The sequence below is a fragment of the Burkholderia lata genome, assembly GCF_902499025.1.
GTDB lineage: Bacteria > Pseudomonadota > Gammaproteobacteria > Burkholderiales > Burkholderiaceae > Burkholderia > Burkholderia lata_C.
Genome location: NZ_CABVPW010000007.1, coordinates 63425 through 80860 on the forward strand (window position 1 = coordinate 63425; position 17436 = coordinate 80860).

Consider the following 17436-nt stretch of genomic DNA (forward strand, 5'->3'; position numbering starts at 1 on the left):
CGCATGCGAAACGAACCGGCCAGCGAGACATGGGAATGGAGACGCCAACAATGATGCACCCCGATCTGGAAGTGGTCGAAGTGCGACGCGACGAGTCGTTCAAGGTCTGGTCGCACGGCTATCCGTATCGCACGATCCGCTGGCACTTCCATCCCGAATTCGAACTGCACCTGATCGTCGCGACGCGCGGCAAGTATTTCGTCGGCGACCATATCGGCTCGTTCGGCCCGGGCCATCTCGTGCTGCTCGGCCCGAACCTGCCGCACAACTGGGTCAGCGACATGGCCGAAGGCGAAACCGTCGAGCGCCGCAATCTCGTGATCCAGTTCGACCCCGCGTTCGTGCGCCGTTGCATGGATGCGTTTCCCGAATGCCGCGACGCGCAGGGGCTGCTCGACGATGCGCGGCGCGGGGTCGGCTTCGATGCGGCAACCGGCGCCGCGATCGCGCCGCTGTTCGACGAGTTGCTGGCCGCGCGCGGCATGCGTCGTATCGCGCTGTTCATGACGATCCTCGAGCGGCTTTGCGGGGCGGCCGAACGCACGTTGCTCGCGAGCCCCGCGTACGACCAGGCCGACGTCACGCCCACGCGGCTCAGCCATGCGCTGTCGTACATCGGCAAGAACCTCGCGTCCGAGCTGCGCGAATCCGATCTCGCGCAACTGACCGGGCAGAGCGTCAGCGCGTTCTCGCGAGCGTTCCACCGCCAGACGGGCATGCCGTTCGTCCAGTACGTGAATCGTCTGCGGATTGAATCCGCGTGCCAGATGCTGCACGCCGACGACGCGAGCATCACCGATATCTGCTTCCAGGCCGGCTTCAACAACGTGTCGAACTTCAATCGCCAGTTCCGCGCGGTGAAGGGGATGGCGCCGTCCGAATTCCGCGCGCTGCAGCGTCTGAACGCGCGCAGCCGCGAGCTTGCGCTGCATGCGGCGCCCACCGGCAATCCGCTGCCGCCGCGTGTCGTCACGCCCGGCGTACCCGAACTCGCGCCGCAGCCCGGATGATCGCAGGGCCGCGGCCCGCCTGAACTTCCCCGCCGTTTCACCCAGCGCAATCGCGTCGCCCCCGTCGCGAGGGGCGCGTTCACCCACGAAAAAGCTGCACAACCAACCGGAGACACCGTCATGACGCATGCATCGCCCGCTTCATTCCCCCGTCGCGCCGCCCGCATGGCGGTGGTTGCCGCGCTCGCCGTCGCGGCCTGGCTGCCCGCTGCCGCCGTGCAGGCCGCACCGCTGCGGATCGGCATGACGTTCCAGGAGTTGAACAACCCGTATTTCGTGACGATGCAGAAGGCGCTGAACGACGCGGCTGCGTCGATCGGCGCGCAGGTCGTCGTCACCGACGCGCATCACGACGTCAGCAAGCAGGTGAGCGACGTCGAGGACATGCTGCAGAAGAAGATCGACATCCTGCTCGTGAACCCGACCGATTCCACCGGGATCCAGTCGGCGATCACGCAGGCGAAGAAGGCCGGCGCGGTGGTGGTGGCCGTCGATGCGAACGCGAACGGCCCGGTCGATTCGTTCGTCGGCTCGAAGAACTACGACGCGGGGGTGATGTCGTGCGACTACCTCGCGAAGGCAATCGGCGGCAGCGGCGAGGTCGCGATCCTCGACGGCATTCCGGTCGTGCCGATTCTCGAACGCGTGCGCGGCTGCAAGGCGGGGCTCGCGAAGTACCCGAACGTGAAGCTGGTCGATACGCAGAACGGCAAGCAGGAGCGCGCGACCGCGCTGTCCGTGACCGAGAACCTGATTTCCGCACACCCGAAGCTGAAGGGCATCTTCAGCGTGAACGACGGCGGCGCGATGGGCGCACTCGCCGCGATCGACAGTTCGGGCAAGGACATCAAGCTGACGAGCGTCGACGGCGCGCCGGAGGCGATCGCCGCGATCCAGAAGCCGAATTCGAAGTTCATCGAGACGACCGCGCAGTTCCCGGCCGACCAGGTGCGCATCGCGCTCGGCATCGCGATCGCGCGGAAGTGGGGTGCGACGGTGCCGAAGGCGATCCCGGTCGACGTGAAGGTGGTCGATCGCGGCAACGCGAAGGGCTTCAGCTGGTGAACGACGTGCGATGCGACGCGAAGGGCGGCGGCACGGCCGGCGCCCTTCGCACGGAGAAGCCGATGGACACGATACTCAGGCTCAGCCACATCACGAAAAGCTTTCCGGGTGTGAAGGCGCTGTCCGACATTGATCTGGAGATTGCGCGCGGCGAGATTCACGCGCTGCTCGGCGAGAACGGCGCGGGCAAGTCGACGCTGATGAAGATCCTGTGCGGCATTCATCAGCCGGATGCCGGCACGATCGAGATCGACGGCACGGTGCGTCAATTCGCGGATTATCACGACGCGGTTGCGGCGGGCGTCGGCATCGTGTTCCAGGAATTCAGCCTGATTCCGCATCTCGACGCGGTCGACAACCTGTTCCTCGGCCGCGAGCTGCGCAATCGCTGGGGGGCGCGCGACCGCAAGCGGATGCGTCACGCGGCGGCCGCGATCTTCGCGCGGCTCGGCGTGGCGATCGATCTCGATGCGCCGATTCGCACGCTGTCGGTCGCGCAGCAGCAGTTCGTCGAGATCGGCAAGGCGCTGTCGCTCGATGCTCGCATCCTGATCCTCGACGAACCGACCGCCACGCTCACGCCGGCCGAGGCCGAACACCTGTTCGCGATCATGCGCGAGCTGAGGCGGCAGGGCGTCGCGATGATCTTCATCTCGCATCACCTCGACGAGATCTTCGCGGTGTGCGACCGCATCACGGTGCTGCGTGACGGCCAGTACGTGGCGACGACCGATGTCGCACGCACCGACGTCGAGCAACTGGTACGGATGATGGTCGGCCGCCGGATCGAAAGCAGCTTTCCGCCGAAGCCGGCGCGCGCGGACGATGCGCCGCGGGTGCTGGAGGTCAATGAACTGCAGATCGAGCGCGGCGGCCCGGTGAACCGCTTTACTCTGCATGCCGGCGAGATCCTCGGCTTCGCCGGGCTGGTCGGCTCGGGCCGCACGGAAACGGCGCTCGCGGTGATCGGCGCGACGCGTGCGCATCGCAAGGACGTGCGCGTGCGCGGCGCGGCGGCGAAGCTTGGCGATCCGGCCGACGCGCTGCGCGCCGGCATCGGCATCCTGCCGGAGAGCCGCAAGACGGAAGGGCTCGTCACGTCGTTCTCGATCCGCGACAACATCTCGCTGAACAACCTCGGCAAGTACCGGTCGATGCGCTGGCTGATCGACCGTCGCGGCGAAGCGCGCACCACGCACGACGTGATGCGGCGCGTCGGCGTGAAGGCGCCGTCGATCCACACCGAGGTCGCGACGCTGTCCGGCGGCAACCAGCAGAAGGTCGTGATCGCGCGCTGGCTGAACCATCACACGTCGGTGCTGATCTTCGACGAGCCGACGCGCGGCATCGACGTCGGCGCGAAAGCCGAAATCTACGGGCTGATGCGCGAACTCACCGCGCGCGGCTACGCCATCATCATGATCTCGTCCGAATTGCCGGAAATCGTCGGCATGTGCGATCGCGTCGCCGTGTTCCGGCAGGGCCGCATCGAGGCGACGCTCGCAGGCGACGAGATCGATCCCGACACGGTCATGACCTATGCCACGGCCGGCACGCGAGGAGCGACCCATGAACCTGCCTGATTCTTCTTCCACGCCCTCCACGACGCTCGCGGCCGCCGCCGGAAACGGCGACGCACCGCCGCCACGCGCGATGTGGGCGCAGTTGCGGCGCTCGACGCTGTTCTATCCGCTCGTCGGCCTGATCGTCGTGTGCATCGCGATGATGATCGCGAGCCCGAGCTTCCTGTCCGCTGCGAACCTGGAGAACGTGCTGCGCCAGGTGTCGATCAACGCGATCATCGCGGTCGGCATGACCTGCGTGATCCTGACCGGCGGGATCGACCTGTCGGTCGGCTCGGTGATGGCGCTGTCGGGCACGCTCGCGGCCGGGCTGATGGTCGCGGGCGTGAACGCGGTTGCCGCGCTCGCGATCGGCATCGCGGTCGGCCTCGGTTTCGGCTTCCTGAACGGCGTGTTCGTCGCGTTCGCGGGGATGCCGCCGATCATCGTCACGCTCGCGACGATGGGCATCGCGCGCGGCCTCGCGCTGATCTACACGGGCGGCTATCCGATCGACGGCCTGCCCGACTGGGTCGCGTTCTTCGGCAGCGGCAAGGTGCTCGGCATCCAGGCGCCCGTGCTGATCATGCTGGTGGTCTATGCGATCGCATGGCTGCTGCTCGACCGGATGCCGTTCGGCCGATACGTGTATGCGATCGGCGGCAACGAGCAGGCGACGCGGCTCACCGGCGTGCGCGTGGCGCGCGTGAAGCTGATCGTCTACACGCTGGCCGGGCTCACGTCGGTGCTTGCCGCGATCGTGCTGACCGGGCGGTTGATGAGCGGTCAGCCGAACGCGGGCGTGGGCTTCGAGCTCGACGCGATCGCGGCCGTCGTGATGGGCGGCACGTCGATCTCGGGCGGGCGCGGCGCGATCCTCGGCACGCTGGTCGGTGCGCTGCTGCTCGGTGTGCTCAACAACGGGCTGAACATGATCGGCGTGAACCCGTATGTGCAGAACGTGATCAAGGGCGGAATCATCCTGCTTGCGATCTATATCAGCCGCGAACGGTCGCGGTAACGATTCATTTATCAGTTATCCATATCATCCACGTAAGAGACTACCCATGACGACACCCGAAGCCCCGCCGCGCATGACCGCGGTCGTCTGCCACGGCCCCGAGGACTATCGCGTCGAACAGGTCGCGAAGCCGCGCCCCGGCGCGAACGAGCTCGTGATCCGCATCGCTGCATGCGGGATCTGCGCGAGCGACTGCAAGTGCTACACCGGCGCGAAGATGTTCTGGGGCGGCCCGAGCCCGTGGGTGAAGGCGCCCGTGATTCCCGGCCACGAATTCTTCGGCTACGTCGAAGCGCTCGGCGACGGCGCGGCCGAGCATTTCGGCGTGGCGGTGGGCGACCGCGTGATCGCCGAGCAGATCGTGCCGTGCGGCAAGTGCCGCTATTGCAAGTCGGGCCAGTACTGGATGTGCGAAGTGCACAACATCTTCGGCTTCCAGCGCGAAGCGGCCGACGGCGGGATGGCTGAATACATGCGCATTCCGCCGACCGCGATCGTCCACAAGATCCCGCTCGGCGTGTCGCTCGAGGACGCGGCGATCATCGAGCCGCTGTCGTGCGCGATCCATACGGTGAACCGCGGCGACGTCCAGCTCGACGATGTCGTCGTGATCGCGGGCGCGGGCCCGCTCGGGCTGATGATGACGCAGGTCGCGCATCTGAAGACGCCGAAGAAGCTCGTCGTGATCGACCTGATCGACGAGCGGCTCGAACTCGCGCGCGAGTACGGTGCGGACGTGACGATCAACCCGAAGCGCGACGACGCGCGCGCGATCGTCCAGTCGCTCACCGACGGCTACGGCTGCGACGTCTACATCGAGACGACCGGTGCGCCGGTCGGCGTGAGCCAGGGGCTCGACCTGATCCGCAAGCTCGGCCGCTTCGTCGAGTTCAGCGTGTTCGGCGAGGATGCGACCGTCGACTGGTCGATCATCGGCGACCGCAAGGAACTCGACGTGCGCGGCGCGCACCTGGGGCCATACTGTTATCCGATCGCGATCGACCTGCTCGCGCGCGGGCTCGTCACGTCGAAAGGCATCGTCACGCACGATTTCGCGCTCGAAGACTGGGACGACGCGATCCGCGTCGCGAAATCGCCCGAATCGATCAAGGTGCTGCTGAAGCCGGCCCGCTGACGCGGCCCGCGTGCGCCTCACCGGAGACATCATGGAATACGTCATAGGCGTCGACATCGGCACGCAGAGCACCAAGGCGCTGCTCGTCGACCGGCACGGCACGATCGTCGCGCGGCGCTCGGCCGGCTACCAGCCCGATACGCCGCGCCCGCTGTGGGCCGAGCAATGGCCGCAGGTGTGGTTCGATGCCGTGCTCGCGTGCATCGCGGGCTGCGTGAGCGACGCGCGTGCGCAGGGCGTGCCAGCCGATGCGATTCGCGCGGTGTGCGTGGGGAGCCTGTACGGCGGCTCGGGCGTTCCGGTCGACATCGACATGCGGCCGCTCCATCCGTGCCTGATCTGGATGGACCGGCGCGCGACCGCGGAAGTCGACTGGGTCGACGCGAACGTGAACGTCGAGCGGTTGCGCGTGATCACCGGCAACGGTGTCGACAGCTATTACGGCTTCACGAAGATGCTGTGGCTGCGCGACCAGCGGCCGGACGTGTGGGCGAACGTGCGCTATTTCCTGCCGCCGAACGCGTACGTGATCTACCTGCTGACCGGCGAGGTCGCGGTCGATCACAGTTCGGCCGGCAATATCGGAGGTGTGTACGACATCGCGCGCCGCGAGTGGTCCGACGACGCGCTCGACATGCTCGGCATTCCGGCGACGATGATGCCCGAGCGGCTCGTCGAATCGACGGACATCGTCGGCGGGCTGCTGTCGCAATGGACGGAGCAGCTCGGGCTGCCGGCCGGCACGCCCGTCGTCGCGGGCGGTGTCGATGCGGCCGTCGCGACCTTCGCGGCCGGCGCGACGCGCGCGGGGCAGCATGTCGCGATGATCGGCACCAGCATGTGCTGGGGTTACGTGAGCCGGCACGTCGATGCGAGGCACGGGCTCGTCAGCATGCCGCACGTGTTCAACGGGCAGCGCGACCTGTACGTGTTCGGCGGTGCGATTACGGCCGGCGCGTCGGTCGCATGGTTTCGCGACCAGTTCTGCCACGCGGAAATCGAAGCGGCACGCCTGCTGCCGCACGGCGATCCGCACGTGTTGCTCGAGGACGCGGCCGAACGCGTGCCGCCGGGTGCGGACGGCGTGCTGTTCCTGCCGTACCTGATGGGCGAGCGCAGCCCCGTATGGGACGCGAAGGCAAGTGGCGCGTTCGTCGGGCTGAGTCTCGCGCATACACGGGCGCACCTGTATCGCGCGGTGCTCGAAGGCGTCGCGTTCGCATTGCGGCACAACATCGAAGCCGGGCGGCGCGGCGCGGTGGCGCTCGACGACCGGCTGATCGTCGTGGGCGGGGCCGCGCACTCGGCGCTATGGATGCAGATCATTGCGGACGTGACGGGTTTCCCGGTGTGGGCGATCGAGCAGGACGTCGAAGCCGCGATGGGGGCCGCGTTGCTCGCGGGCGTCGGGGCAGGGCTCGTGTCACACGACGACGCGCAAGGCGGCTGGGTCACGCTCGTCGAGCGCGCGCGGCCGGATGCCGAACGCGCGAAAACCTATGCGGCGCGCTTTGCGCGCTATACGGCGCTGTATCCGGCGCTCAAACCGATCATGCACGGGTTGCACACGCCATCATGAAGACACGATTCGATTTCGGCGGTTCGCGGGTGCTCGTCACGGGGGCGTCGAGCGGGATCGGGCGCGCGTGCGCGGTCGCGCTGGCGCGGGCGGGCGCACAGGTCGTCGCGGCCGGGCGCGACATGGCCGCGCTCGATGCGCTGGCCGGCGAGACCGCGTGCGAAACGTTGCGCGTCGATGTCGGCGGCGACGAGCATGCGATCGACGCGGCGCTCGCCCCGCACGACGCATTCGACGGCCTCGTGAATTGCGCGGGGATCGCGTCGCTCGAATCGGCGCTCGAGGTGAGCGCCGCGCATTTCGATCGCGTGATGGCCGTCAATGCGCGCGGCGCGGCGCTCGTCGCACGGGCCGTCGCACGGAAGATGATCGCGCGCGATGGACGTGGGGCCGCGCATGCGCGGGGCAGCATCGTCAACGTATCGAGCCAGGCCGCGCTCGTCGGGTTGCCCGCGCATCTGAGTTACTGCGCGTCGAAGGCGGCGATGGACGCGATCACGCGCGTGCTGTGCATCGAACTCGGGCCGCACGGCATTCGTGTGAACAGCGTGAACCCGACCGTCACGCTCACGCCGATGGCGCAGTTCGCATGGAGCGAACCGGAAAAGCGGGCGCCGATGCTGGCCGCGATTCCGCTCGGGCGATTTGCGGAGCCGGACGAGGTCGTCGAACCGATCCTGTTCCTGCTGAGCGATGCCGCGTCGATGGTCAGCGGCGTATCGCTGCCGATCGACGGCGGGTATACGGCGCGCTAGGCAGCGTCATGCGGCGACGGCACATGACGGGAACCCGCGGCGAATGCGTGGCGCGGCCGCGCTGCGGCTAGACCGGATCCTTGCTCGGCGGGCCGTCGGGTTGCTGCGGATTGTCGTGATGATGACCCGGCGACGGTGGCGATAACGGGTCGTCTTCCGGGTCGCGATTCGGGTCGGCCGGTGGCTCGGGCGTCGGGGTCGTGTGATCGGTCATGGAGAACTCGCGCAGTGCGTGACGGCGGTGGCGCGGCGGGGCGCCTCGTCTCCGTTATAGCCAATCGGGCGTGCGTTTGCAGCGGGATTGTGGCGGTGGGTGGTGGGTTGTCGGCGCAATCCGTGCGTGGGTGGTTTTCGGGCAGGAACCCGTTGCGCGCGGAGCGTGCCCTGCGTTGCACCGCGCGCTTTGTGCGACTACGGTCAGCGCAAATCCGCCGGGGTATCGACGTCGCGCACGATGCCGGGATCGTCGACGTCGAGCAGCCTGACCGGTGCGCTGGCGAACAGCGCGCGGGCACCGGTGTCGCCGTCGAGCGCGACGAGTGCATCGAAGTGGTGCGCGGCGAAGCCGACCGGATGGCCGCGCACGCCGCGATGCACGGGGGCGACGACCGATGCGCTGTCGGCGTCGAGCGCGCGCGTGACGGTTTCGTAGGTTGAAGCGGCGATCCACGGCATGTCGCCGAGCGCGACGAGCCAGCCGTTCGCGTCGGGCGTCGCGCGTACGCCGGCCGCGAGGCTCGCGCCCATGCCGCGCACGGCGTCGGGTGCGTAGACGACGTGGCAGCCGGCTTCGTTCAGCAGCATCGCGAGTTTCTCGGCGCCGGGACGCACGACGGCGATCACGTCGGCCGTGACCGCCGCGAGATGGCGGGCGGCCGCGACCGCCACCGGCGTGCCGTCGGGAAGCAGCGCCAGCAGCTTGCTGTGCAGGCCGCTCGGGTCGAAGCGTTGACCGAGGCCGCCCGCAAGGAGGACGCCGGTGGCGAAAGACGCATAGGACATCGGCGCGGGGGAGAGTGAAGCAGGTGCTGCGATTGTGCGGGAGCGGGCAGGGATCGACAAGTGAGGATGTTACCGAGACGGGTTCGTTTCGTCGGAAAGAATGTCAGCGCGCGGCTTCGTCGAGCATGTTTTCCTCGACGGGGCCGTAAATGGCGTGCGATTGATCGTGCATGACGGCCCAATAGCGGTCGCCGAACGACCAATGCCACCATTCCGACGGGTAATTGGTGAAGCCGGCGCCCGTCAGCGCGGCGATCAGGATCTGACGGTTGTGGGCGGCTGCGCGGCTGATGAACGGGTTGTGCGTGTAGCACGCGCCGGATGATTCCTGGTCGGTGGCGTTCATGACGCAGCCCATGTCGAGCTCGATCCCGTCCGCCGAGATCAGTGTCAGGTCGACGGCCGCGCCCGTCGGATGGGCGGCGACTTCCGGCGGCGCGACGTAGTGGCTCGTCAGTGCGACCAGTGTGTCTTCGTCGGGCAACGGATTCAGCGTCCGGCGCAAGTGCGCGAGGTGCCCGGTGAAGTAGTGGCGCTGCAGGGCCAGCGGGCGATAGCCTTCCTTGACATACAGGCGCAGGCCGGCGGGGAGCGCGTGCGCAGCGGCAATCAGCCGGTCTGCCACGCCACGACGTACTTTCAGGAAATGCGGGCTTCTGCTCTTGATGTCGCGGCGGTCGAGATCGACGGCGATGCGGTCATGGAAGCCTGCGAGATCGACAAACCCTTCGTGCGACTCCAGCAGGGCGATCGACCGGACAACGGGATCGGAGAGCGATATCACGATAGCGGACGAGGTGGCGCGATGACGGTTGCGGGCCACGAGCCGGCGGTGAGGCTGGCCGAGGTCGTTTTTGTCAGACGAATAGCCAATATGCCAGAGTCCGGCGGAGGATGTGTCGCGGTTTTCGCTGCGGGGGCGTGAGCGCCCTATCCTGGCGTATCGATGTACGTGTCTGCGTGGACGCCGTCGTTTCGCGTGTCGCGTTGCGGCGCTTCCCGACCGCTTTCCTCGATTGGATCGATGGGGCTGTCGTAGCGCAAGACCGAGCCGCGCAATACGTCCAGCGGCTGCATTGCGTATCGTTGGTTATGCATCCGCCCACTTCCTCAACAGGTTGTGATAAATCCCCGTCAATGAAATGACCATCGGGTCCTTCGCGCCTTTCTCGGCGGAAAGCGCCTGGATCTGCGTATCGAGCTGGAACAGCAGCGTGCGATCGCCGTCGTCGCGCACCATGCTCTGGATCCAGAAGAACGAGGCGACGCGCTCGCCGCGCGTCACGGGTGTCACGTGATGCAGGCTCGACGCCGGATACAGCACGAGGTCGCCCGCCGGCAGCTTCGCGCGATGCGTGCCGTACGTGTCCTCGACACACAGCTCGCCGCCGTCGTACGCATCGGGCTCTTCGAGAAACAGCGTGGCCGACAGATCGCTGCGCACGCGGAAATCCGTGCCGCGCAGCAGCCGGATCGCGTTGTCGACGTGCGTGCCGAACGTCTCGCCGCCTTCGTAGCGATTGAACAGCGGCGGAAACACCTTGAGCGGCAGCGCCGCCGAAAAGAACAGCGGATGGCGTGCGAGCGCGTCCTGGATCGCGTCGCCCACCGCGCGTGCGGCCGGCGAGCCTTCCGGCAATTGCCGGTTGCGTTTCGCGAGCGCCGACTGCGAGCCGGACGTCGCATTGCCGTCGACCCATTCGGCTGCATCGAGCAGCTCGCGACATTGCGCGACCTGCGCTTTCGTCAGTACGCCGGAGATATGAAGCATCATGATGCGGATTCCATGCAGTGCGGCTGCGGCTGCGGTTCCGGTTGCATCTGCAGCGCGGCCGCACGAAACGCGTCGATCGGCGACGACGCGAGATACGCGTGCATCTTCGCGACGAACGCGGGGGTAGCGGCGGCCGGCACGCGCGCGAGCCACACGAGCGCTTCGTCGATGCGCCCGCGTTCGGCGAGCAGCCGTGCAAGGTTGAACTGGCCGCGGAAATCACCGGCCACGGCGGCGCGGCGATAGTGGTCGAACGCGACGTCGGAGTCGACCGGTACGACCCAGCCGTCCTCGTAGAAGCCGCCGATCAGGTTGATCGATTTCGCGTGGCCGAGTGCGGCCGCGCGCTGAAACCAGTCGAGCGCGTCGGCGCGATTCTCGTCGACGCCGTTGCCGAGCGCGAGCGCCGTCGCGTAGTTGTACATGCCCCAGTCGAGCCCCGCCTGCGCGGCAAGCCGATACCAGTACACGGCGACCGGCGCGCACGCGGCCGTGCCCCAGCCGAACTCGTAGCAGCGGCCGAGCATGTTCATCGCCATCGCGTGGCCGGCGCGCGCCGCGTGCCGGAACCAGTTGAACGCGGCCGCCGGATCGCGCGCGACGCCATGCCCGTCCAGCAGGTATTGCCCGTAGACGGCTTGCGCATCGACGATGCCGTTGTCGGCCGCCGCCGCGACCCACGCGGCGGCGCGCTCGGGCGGCCCGGCCAGGATGTCGGCGAACTCGCGCGGCGAAACCGACGCGAGCGCCTTCAGCGACACGGCCTCCATCGATCAGTAGCGCGCGTTCAGCGTGACGAACGCCGAGCGGCCGGGTGCGATCGACGCGTAGTGCGCCGGATACGCCTGGTCGAAGTAGGTGCGGTTGAACAGGTTGTTCACGTTCAGCTGCAGGTCGAGCTTCTTGTTGATGCGGTACTGCGCCATCGCATCGAAGCGCCAGTACGACGGCACCGCGTGCTGGTTCGCGGTATCGCCGAACACCTGCGACATGTAGAACGCGCCGCCGCCGACGGTGAACTTCGGCGTCACGTCGTAGTTCGACCACATCGTGAAGCTGTGCTTCGGCGTGTTCGGGAACCGGTTGCCGTTGCTCGCCGTGTCCTTGCCGTTGTCGCGCAGCTCGCTCTTCATGTACGTATAGCCGCCGAACAGTTGCCACTGCTTCGTGATCTGGCCCGCGACGCCGAGTTCGAGACCCTGCACGCGCTTGTTGCCGACCATCGCGTACTGGTTGTTCGGCAGCGTCACGCGCGCGTTCGTCGTGTCGATCTGGAACAATGCGGCGGTCAGCGCGAGCTTGTCGTTCAGCACGTTCCACTTCGTGCCGAGCTCGATGCTGCGGTTTTTCTCCGGCGCCAGCTGATCGGCGTTCGAGCCGACGCCGCCGCGGCCCGGCGTGAGCGACTGCGTTTCGCTGCCTTCGCCGAGCATCATGCCGGCCGGCGTCGACGACGTCGCGTACGACGCATAGATGCTGCCGTTCTGCGCGGGCTTGAACACGAGGCCGGCTTGCCAGTTCACGAGCGTGTCGTCACGCGTGGTGGTCTTGCCGCCGTTGGCCTTGGTGTCGGTGAAGCGGGTCGAGTAGTCGTCGATGCGCACGCCGCCGTTGACCTGCCAGCGCGGCGTGATCTCGATCGTGTCGAAGCCGTAGATCGACTTCGTCACGGTGCGTGCATGCGCGTAGTCGTTGTTGCGCGTGATCGAGCCAGCCCAAGGATCGTTGGGATTCGGCGACCACAGGCTCGTGCAGTTGTAGCCCGATGCCGCGCCGATGCCGTTCTGGCAGATCTTGCCGTTCGCGGCGGCGACGTTGTACGTGTCGCGCTTGCCCCATTCACGCGACAGCTCGATGCCGGTCGTGAAGCTGTGCTTGAACGGGCCGGTGCGGAATTCGCCGAACAGCTCGGTCTGGTTCGCGATGCTGTTGATCGCGCTGTTGCGGGTGTTCGCGCGGCGCCAGACCTTGCCGTTGACCACGTTGCCCTGGCTGTCGTCGGGCTGCGTCCAGATGTAGTCCTGGGTGGACTCGGTGTAGCGCGTGGTGTTGCGGATCGTCAGCGACGACGTGATGTCGTGCTCGATCCTGAGCGTGCTGATGTCCGACGTGGTCTTGCGGAAATCGCGGTTGGTCAGGCCGTAGAAGTTGTGGCGGTCGACGGGCGCCGGGCCGTCGGTGGCGACGCCCTTCGGGAGGTTGAAGCCGTAGTAGTACGGAATGCCGCCGTCGGGCAGGTCGTCGGTGGACAGGTGGTAGTAGCTCGCGACGACGCGCGTCGACGTGCCGAGGCCGAACGCGATCGACGGCGCGACGCCCCAGCGCTCGTTGTTCACCGCGTCGCGGCCGGCCACGTCGTTGTTGTGGCTCATCAGGTTCAGGCGGAACGCGGCGTGATCGGCGAACTGCCAGTTGCCGTCGGCCGTGAAGCGGCGATAGCGGTCGGTGCCGAGGCCCGCGCTCGCGGCGGCGGTGGTGCCGAGATGCGGGGCCTTCGTGATCAGGTTGATGCTGCCGCCCGCGCCGCCTCGACCGCCGTACGCGCCGTCGGAACCCTTGGTGATCTCGATGCGCTCCGTGTTGAAGATCTCGCGCGTCGTGGCGCCGGTGTCGCGCATGCCGTCGACGAACATGCTGCCCTGCGTGTCGTAGCCGCGGATGAACGGACGATCGCCGAGCGGGTTGCCGCCTTCGCCGGCGCCGAACGTGATGCCGGGCACGGTGCGCAGCGCTTCGGTCAGCGTCGACGCGCCGCTGTTCTGGATCAGTTCCTGCGGGATCACGGTGACGGATTTCGGCGTGTCGACGAGCGGCGCGGTGAATTTCACGGAAGCGGAAAAGTCGGCCTTGTAGCTGTGCTCGGCCTTGCCCTGGACCTCGATCGGCGCGAGATGGCCTTCGGTGCCGGCCGGGGCGGGCGGCGGCGTGCCGTCCGCCGCGAACGCCGGGCTCGCGGCGAGCACGCTGCACAGGGTGGTGAATTTGCCGAGCTTCAGCTCGTCGGGACGTGACTTCATGGTGCGCTTCGACCTCGCGGTGTGGCCCCGGGGCGGTGCGCTGCGGAAATGTGCATGCCGCCGGGAATTATTACGATTTGTTTTCAGGCGGCATTCTATGTAATTTCATGTTGAATGAGAAGCGTTCTTGTTAGCGTTTGTTGTGAAAATGTTAACTAATGTGACGGGGCATTCCGGGCAGGGCCGATGGCCGATCGGCCAGGTGTGACGGGCTTGTCGGGCGGGTTAGAGTGGTTCTGTTGCGGATCACCCGCCATGACATCAAGGTGCTAATATGACAGCATTGAAAGCAAATGTGGTGAGGTGCATCATGCCTGTGATTACCGTTCGAAATTTGCCTGATGAAGTGCACCGCGCGCTCCGAATTCGCGCGGCCCAGCATGGGCGTAGCACCGAAGCCGAGGTACGTGACATCCTCGAGCAGGCCGTTCTGCCGGGTGGCCGGCTGAAGCTCGGGACGCTGCTGGCGGAAATCGGACGGGAGGCGGGCGGCGTCGAATTCGACGTTCAGCGCGACAAGACGCTAACCGACCCGATGAGCTTCGAATGATTCTTGTTGATACGAACGTGATGTCCGAGCCGCTGCGGCGCGAGCCGAGTGCGGCCGTGATCGAATGGCTCGATGCCCAGAACGTCGAAACGTTGTTTCTGGCTGCGATCAGTCTCGGCGAAATGCGCTTCGGCGTTGCGGCGTTGCCGGAAGGGCGCAGGCGTGACTGGCTGCATCAAAGCATCGAGCAGCGCGTCGTGCCGCTGTTTCGCGGCAGGATTCTGCCGTTCGACGATGCGGCGAGCAAAGCATATGCGGGCATTCGAGCGCGTGCGCGTGCGTCAGGCAGTGCGATTGCGCCTGCCGATGTTTTTATCGCCGCGACGGCCGAGGCGAACGGATTAATCATTGCGACACGCGACGTCGCGCCATTCGAGGCGGTCGGCCTGCGGGTGATCGATCCGTGGGCGTCCTAGGCGCCGATTGCTCACCTGTTCACCGCGTGCAAAAAGTAAAGCGCGCCGGGCTGCCCGGCGCGCTTTCCGTTGAACGCAGAGGCGCCTGACTGGCGCACTCCCCGTTGTTCCTTCTCAATCAACCCCGTGAAACACCGCATCCTCCGGCCCGAGATACGCCGGCGGGCGCCACGTCGCGTCGCGCATCGAGTGCTGGACGAGGTTCTCGACGCCGAGCAGTACCGCGAAGATCGCCATTCGCACCGGAATGCCGTTGTCGGTCTGGCGGAAGATCGCGAGGCGCGGGTCGCGGTTCAGGTCGACCGACAGGTCGTTCGCGCCGGGCCGGCTGTCGCGCGGCAGCGGGTGCATGATCAGCGTGTCCGGTTTGCACACCGTATCGACGAGCGCCTGGTTGATCTGGAAATCCGGCGTGTAGCCTTCGAACGACTCGTCGGTGAAGCGCTCCTTCTGGATCCGCGTCGCATAGACGACGTCCGCGCCGCGCAGCCCGGCCGCGAGGTCGGTCGTCTGCTCGATCACATGGCCGTTCGTCGCGATCTGGTCGACGATGTAGGCCGGCATCTCGAGCGTCGGCGGTGACACGAGCGTGAACTTGAGCCCGCGGTACAGCGCGAGCAGCTTGACGAGCGAGTGCACGGTGCGGCCGTATTTGAGGTCGCCGACCAGCGCGATGTGCGCGCCGTCGACGATCTTGCCGAGCCGCGAGAACTCACGCTGGATCGTGTAGAGATCGAGCAGCGCCTGGCTCGGGTGCTCGCCGGGGCCGTCGCCGCCGTTGATCACGGGCAGGTTGGTCGCACGCGCGAACTCGGCCACCGAGCCTTTCTCCGGGTGGCGGATCACGAGCGCGTCGACGTAGCCGGCCATCACGCGGCTCGTGTCGTAGATCGATTCGCCCTTGGCCATCGACGAGAACGTGAAGCCCGTCGTATCGCACACCGAGCCGCCGAGCCGGCAGAAGGCGGCCCCGAACGACACGCGCGTACGTGTGCTGGCCTCGAAGAACAGGTTGCCGAGCACCGCGCCTTCCAGCACGCGCGAAATCTTGTGGCGGCGCGCGATCGGCTGCATCACGTCGGCTACGCGAAACAGCGCCTCGACCGACTCCCGCGAGAACTGGTCGACCGACAGCAGTTGCGGCTTGCCTTCGAAAAAGAATTGCCTGGCGAGCCCCTGATTATCTACGCTTTGCGTATAGCTTCCGCCTTCCGGTACCGAGCGCTCGACGATTTCCGATACGAAGCGCTCGACGATCTCGGGCATCCCGCGCGATTCCTGCGAATCGTCGGGCAGCAGCCAGGTGTCCAGCGCGCGCCGGCTGACGCCGATACGGTTGGCGAACGCTTCACGCGTCATGTTGAGGCGGCGCATGGCGTCGCGTAGGAAGGCTTGCTGGGGAACGGTCATCGGCGGCTCCTGACGGAAAATATACGCGGTGCGTATATTAGTTCCTGGCGCGTTGAAGTCAAGGAAAATCTGCGCGAACCGGCTGTGTGGCCCGTGTGACATGCGGCGGGTTCATACTGGCGTGCGGCGGCCGTCTCCGTATAATCAGGTCAGGCCCCGTGCCCTGCATCCTGCGGGGCGCCACGCCGCAAACGCTTCGCCCGTCGGGCTTGTTGATTCCAAGGAGAATGAGAATGACGCGTACGATTGCTGCAATGCTGCTGGTGGTGACCGCCGCGCTCGCCGGTTGCAACACGGTCGCCGGCATGGGACAGGACATTTCGAAGGGCGGCCAGGCAATCAGCGATACGGCTGAAAAGGCCAAATAAGCCGACGGGTTCCGGAATGCAGAAGGCGCCGGGCCGTCCCGCAATCGCGGGGCGGCCCGGCGCCTTTTTTGTGGTCGACGCTCGACGCCGGTGGCGTCAGGCGTGCTCGACGAATGCGTAACGGCCTTCGACCTTGCGCGGCGTGAACCAGCCGTAGTCGGGGAACAGGCGGTTGCGGACGAACCACACGTAGCCCACCAGCAGGACCGTGACCGCGAGGCTCGGCAGTGCGGTCGACGGATCGCGTCCGAGCTCGGCGATGGTCCTCGGCAGCTGCAGCAGCGACAGCAGGATGAACGCGTGGTACGCGCCCACCCGATTGGTCGCAAAGCCCCAGATGAACAGCAGCGACAGCGGCACGGTCAACGCCAGGAACACCAGCACGAGGCCGGTGCCGGCGCCTGTTGCGAAGAAGTTGTACGCGATCATGAGGCTGAGCGCGAGCTGGGCGATGCCGAGCGCGACCAGGATCCGGATGTGCAGCTTGTTCTTGCGGCAGCGTTCGGGATCCGGGCGCGACGCGATCAGGTGCGCGAGCACGCGATCCTTGAGCCCTTGTCCGGACAGTTCGGCCAGTGCATCGGCCTTCCTCGTTCCCGCGGACAGCAGCACCGCGATTCTTGTTTTGGCTTCCTTCCTGTTCATTGCGTGGCGGATTGTTGTTCGATGGTTGTCAAAGGTCCCGGCCACGCGAATATTGCATCTTGCAGGGTGGTGCGCAACGGTTTTGCGGTGCGCGGACACATTCCTACAGTCGCCGGCTGCATGGCGC

At 66.7% G+C, this 17436-nt stretch carries 19 protein-coding genes; 10 read left to right on the forward strand and 9 right to left on the reverse strand.

Features of this window, described 5'->3' with window-relative positions; translation table 11 throughout:
* The first annotated feature begins 50 nt into the window (after positions 1–50).
* From BDI24065_RS09015 to BDI24065_RS09045, 7 genes are all read left to right on the forward strand, one after another.
* The gene (locus tag BDI24065_RS09015; RefSeq protein WP_175030935.1) at positions 51–1010 is read left to right on the forward strand and encodes an AraC family transcriptional regulator; all 960 of its coding nucleotides are present in this window, start codon (positions 51–53) and stop codon (positions 1008–1010) included.
* A 120-nt stretch (positions 1011–1130) separates the two neighbouring features.
* Complete coding sequence (locus BDI24065_RS09020) at positions 1131–2075, forward strand: substrate-binding domain-containing protein (RefSeq protein ID WP_175030936.1); 945 nt, start codon at positions 1131–1133, stop codon at positions 2073–2075.
* Positions 2076–2137: 62 nt separating this feature from the next.
* Complete coding sequence (locus tag BDI24065_RS09025; protein ID WP_175030937.1) at positions 2138–3658, forward strand: sugar ABC transporter ATP-binding protein; 1521 nt, start codon at positions 2138–2140, stop codon at positions 3656–3658.
* Positions 3645–4658 (forward strand): ABC transporter permease, encoded by a 1014-nt coding sequence (locus BDI24065_RS09030; RefSeq protein WP_175030938.1) that lies wholly within the window; start codon positions 3645–3647, stop codon positions 4656–4658. The genes BDI24065_RS09025 and BDI24065_RS09030 overlap by 14 nt, the downstream gene beginning before the upstream one ends.
* 46 nt (positions 4659–4704) lie before the next feature.
* Positions 4705–5793, forward strand: coding sequence for an alcohol dehydrogenase catalytic domain-containing protein (locus tag BDI24065_RS09035; RefSeq protein WP_175030939.1), 1089 nt, complete (start codon positions 4705–4707; stop codon positions 5791–5793).
* Between the two features lie 31 nt (positions 5794–5824).
* Positions 5825–7372: an FGGY-family carbohydrate kinase gene (locus BDI24065_RS09040; RefSeq protein ID WP_175030940.1), complete on the forward strand. Its 1548-nt coding sequence runs from the start codon at positions 5825–5827 to the stop codon at positions 7370–7372.
* The gene (locus BDI24065_RS09045) at positions 7369–8127 is read left to right on the forward strand and encodes an SDR family oxidoreductase (RefSeq protein ID WP_175030941.1); all 759 of its coding nucleotides are present in this window, start codon (positions 7369–7371) and stop codon (positions 8125–8127) included. The genes BDI24065_RS09040 and BDI24065_RS09045 overlap by 4 nt, the downstream gene beginning before the upstream one ends.
* Positions 8128–8194: 67 nt before the next feature.
* Here BDI24065_RS09045 and BDI24065_RS09050 read toward each other — a convergent pair whose 3' ends face one another.
* The 7 genes from BDI24065_RS09050 to BDI24065_RS09080 form a co-directional block, all read right to left on the reverse strand.
* Positions 8195–8341, reverse strand: coding sequence for a hypothetical protein (locus BDI24065_RS09050; RefSeq protein ID WP_166896045.1), 147 nt, complete (start codon positions 8339–8341; stop codon positions 8195–8197).
* 203 nt (positions 8342–8544) lie between these two features.
* On the reverse strand, positions 8545–9129 hold the full coding sequence (locus BDI24065_RS09055) for a nucleotidyltransferase family protein (RefSeq protein ID WP_175030942.1): 585 nt from the start codon (positions 9127–9129) through the stop codon (positions 8545–8547).
* 103 nt (positions 9130–9232) lie between these two features.
* The gene (locus tag BDI24065_RS09060; protein ID WP_175030943.1) at positions 9233–9952 is read right to left on the reverse strand and encodes a M15 family metallopeptidase; all 720 of its coding nucleotides are present in this window, start codon (positions 9950–9952) and stop codon (positions 9233–9235) included.
* A gap of 107 nt (positions 9953–10059) precedes the next feature.
* The gene (locus BDI24065_RS09065; protein WP_175030944.1) at positions 10060–10206 is read right to left on the reverse strand and encodes a hypothetical protein; all 147 of its coding nucleotides are present in this window, start codon (positions 10204–10206) and stop codon (positions 10060–10062) included.
* 13 nt (positions 10207–10219) lie between these two features.
* A complete protein-coding gene (locus BDI24065_RS09070; protein ID WP_175030945.1) occupies positions 10220–10903 on the reverse strand; it encodes a Fe2+-dependent dioxygenase in 684 nt (227 codons plus the stop codon).
* The gene (locus BDI24065_RS09075; protein WP_175030946.1) at positions 10900–11673 is read right to left on the reverse strand and encodes a tetratricopeptide repeat protein; all 774 of its coding nucleotides are present in this window, start codon (positions 11671–11673) and stop codon (positions 10900–10902) included. The genes BDI24065_RS09070 and BDI24065_RS09075 overlap by 4 nt, the downstream gene beginning before the upstream one ends.
* Before the next feature lie 3 nt (positions 11674–11676).
* The gene (locus tag BDI24065_RS09080; RefSeq protein ID WP_175030947.1) at positions 11677–13920 is read right to left on the reverse strand and encodes a TonB-dependent receptor; all 2244 of its coding nucleotides are present in this window, start codon (positions 13918–13920) and stop codon (positions 11677–11679) included.
* Positions 13921–14230: 310 nt separating this feature from the next.
* Between BDI24065_RS09080 and BDI24065_RS09085 the strand changes: the two genes are divergently transcribed.
* Positions 14231–14470, forward strand: coding sequence for a FitA-like ribbon-helix-helix domain-containing protein (locus tag BDI24065_RS09085; protein ID WP_122947612.1), 240 nt, complete (start codon positions 14231–14233; stop codon positions 14468–14470).
* On the forward strand, positions 14467–14886 hold the full coding sequence (locus BDI24065_RS09090) for a type II toxin-antitoxin system VapC family toxin (protein WP_175030948.1): 420 nt from the start codon (positions 14467–14469) through the stop codon (positions 14884–14886). Before BDI24065_RS09085 ends, BDI24065_RS09090 begins: the two co-directional genes overlap by 4 nt.
* Positions 14887–15000: 114 nt before the next feature.
* On the opposite strand, the gene BDI24065_RS09095 is transcribed toward BDI24065_RS09090, so the two are convergent.
* Positions 15001–16296, reverse strand: a complete 1296-nt coding sequence (locus BDI24065_RS09095; protein WP_175030949.1) for an aspartate carbamoyltransferase — start codon at positions 16294–16296, stop codon at positions 15001–15003.
* Between the two features lie 233 nt (positions 16297–16529).
* Here BDI24065_RS09095 and BDI24065_RS09100 point away from each other — a divergent pair, with 233 nt between their 5' ends.
* A complete protein-coding gene (locus BDI24065_RS09100) occupies positions 16530–16664 on the forward strand; it encodes an entericidin A/B family lipoprotein (protein ID WP_009688930.1) in 135 nt (44 codons plus the stop codon).
* Between the two features lie 96 nt (positions 16665–16760).
* On the opposite strand, the gene BDI24065_RS09105 is transcribed toward BDI24065_RS09100, so the two are convergent.
* Positions 16761–17309, reverse strand: a complete 549-nt coding sequence (locus BDI24065_RS09105; protein WP_175030950.1) for a permease — start codon at positions 17307–17309, stop codon at positions 16761–16763.
* Between the last annotated feature and the right edge of the window lie 127 nt (positions 17310–17436).

Excerpts from the sequence above, each read along its gene's own strand:
- BDI24065_RS09020 (WP_175030936.1), top strand. The coding sequence starts at position 1,131 with ATGACGCATGCATCGCCCGCTTCATTCCCCCGTCGCGCCGCCCGCATG.
- BDI24065_RS09080 (WP_175030947.1), bottom strand. The coding sequence starts at position 13,920 with ATGAAGTCACGTCCCGACGAGCTGAAGCTCGGCAAATTCACCACCCTG.
- BDI24065_RS09070 (WP_175030945.1), bottom strand. The coding sequence starts at position 10,903 with ATGATGCTTCATATCTCCGGCGTACTGACGAAAGCGCAGGTCGCGCAA.
- BDI24065_RS09095 (WP_175030949.1), bottom strand. The coding sequence starts at position 16,296 with ATGACCGTTCCCCAGCAAGCCTTCCTACGCGACGCCATGCGCCGCCTC.
- BDI24065_RS09065 (WP_175030944.1), bottom strand. The coding sequence starts at position 10,206 with ATGCAGCCGCTGGACGTATTGCGCGGCTCGGTCTTGCGCTACGACAGC.
- BDI24065_RS09105 (WP_175030950.1), bottom strand. The coding sequence starts at position 17,309 with ATGAACAGGAAGGAAGCCAAAACAAGAATCGCGGTGCTGCTGTCCGCG.
- BDI24065_RS09030 (WP_175030938.1), top strand. The coding sequence starts at position 3,645 with ATGAACCTGCCTGATTCTTCTTCCACGCCCTCCACGACGCTCGCGGCC.
- BDI24065_RS09085 (WP_122947612.1), top strand. The coding sequence starts at position 14,231 with ATGCCTGTGATTACCGTTCGAAATTTGCCTGATGAAGTGCACCGCGCG.
- BDI24065_RS09035 (WP_175030939.1), top strand. The coding sequence starts at position 4,705 with ATGACGACACCCGAAGCCCCGCCGCGCATGACCGCGGTCGTCTGCCAC.
- BDI24065_RS09100 (WP_009688930.1), top strand. The coding sequence starts at position 16,530 with ATGACGCGTACGATTGCTGCAATGCTGCTGGTGGTGACCGCCGCGCTC.
- BDI24065_RS09050 (WP_166896045.1), bottom strand. The coding sequence starts at position 8,341 with ATGACCGATCACACGACCCCGACGCCCGAGCCACCGGCCGACCCGAAT.
- BDI24065_RS09055 (WP_175030942.1), bottom strand. The coding sequence starts at position 9,129 with ATGTCCTATGCGTCTTTCGCCACCGGCGTCCTCCTTGCGGGCGGCCTC.
- BDI24065_RS09015 (WP_175030935.1), top strand. The coding sequence starts at position 51 with ATGATGCACCCCGATCTGGAAGTGGTCGAAGTGCGACGCGACGAGTCG.
- BDI24065_RS09075 (WP_175030946.1), bottom strand. The coding sequence starts at position 11,673 with ATGGAGGCCGTGTCGCTGAAGGCGCTCGCGTCGGTTTCGCCGCGCGAG.
- BDI24065_RS09040 (WP_175030940.1), top strand. The coding sequence starts at position 5,825 with ATGGAATACGTCATAGGCGTCGACATCGGCACGCAGAGCACCAAGGCG.
- BDI24065_RS09045 (WP_175030941.1), top strand. The coding sequence starts at position 7,369 with ATGAAGACACGATTCGATTTCGGCGGTTCGCGGGTGCTCGTCACGGGG.
- BDI24065_RS09090 (WP_175030948.1), top strand. The coding sequence starts at position 14,467 with ATGATTCTTGTTGATACGAACGTGATGTCCGAGCCGCTGCGGCGCGAG.
- BDI24065_RS09025 (WP_175030937.1), top strand. The coding sequence starts at position 2,138 with ATGGACACGATACTCAGGCTCAGCCACATCACGAAAAGCTTTCCGGGT.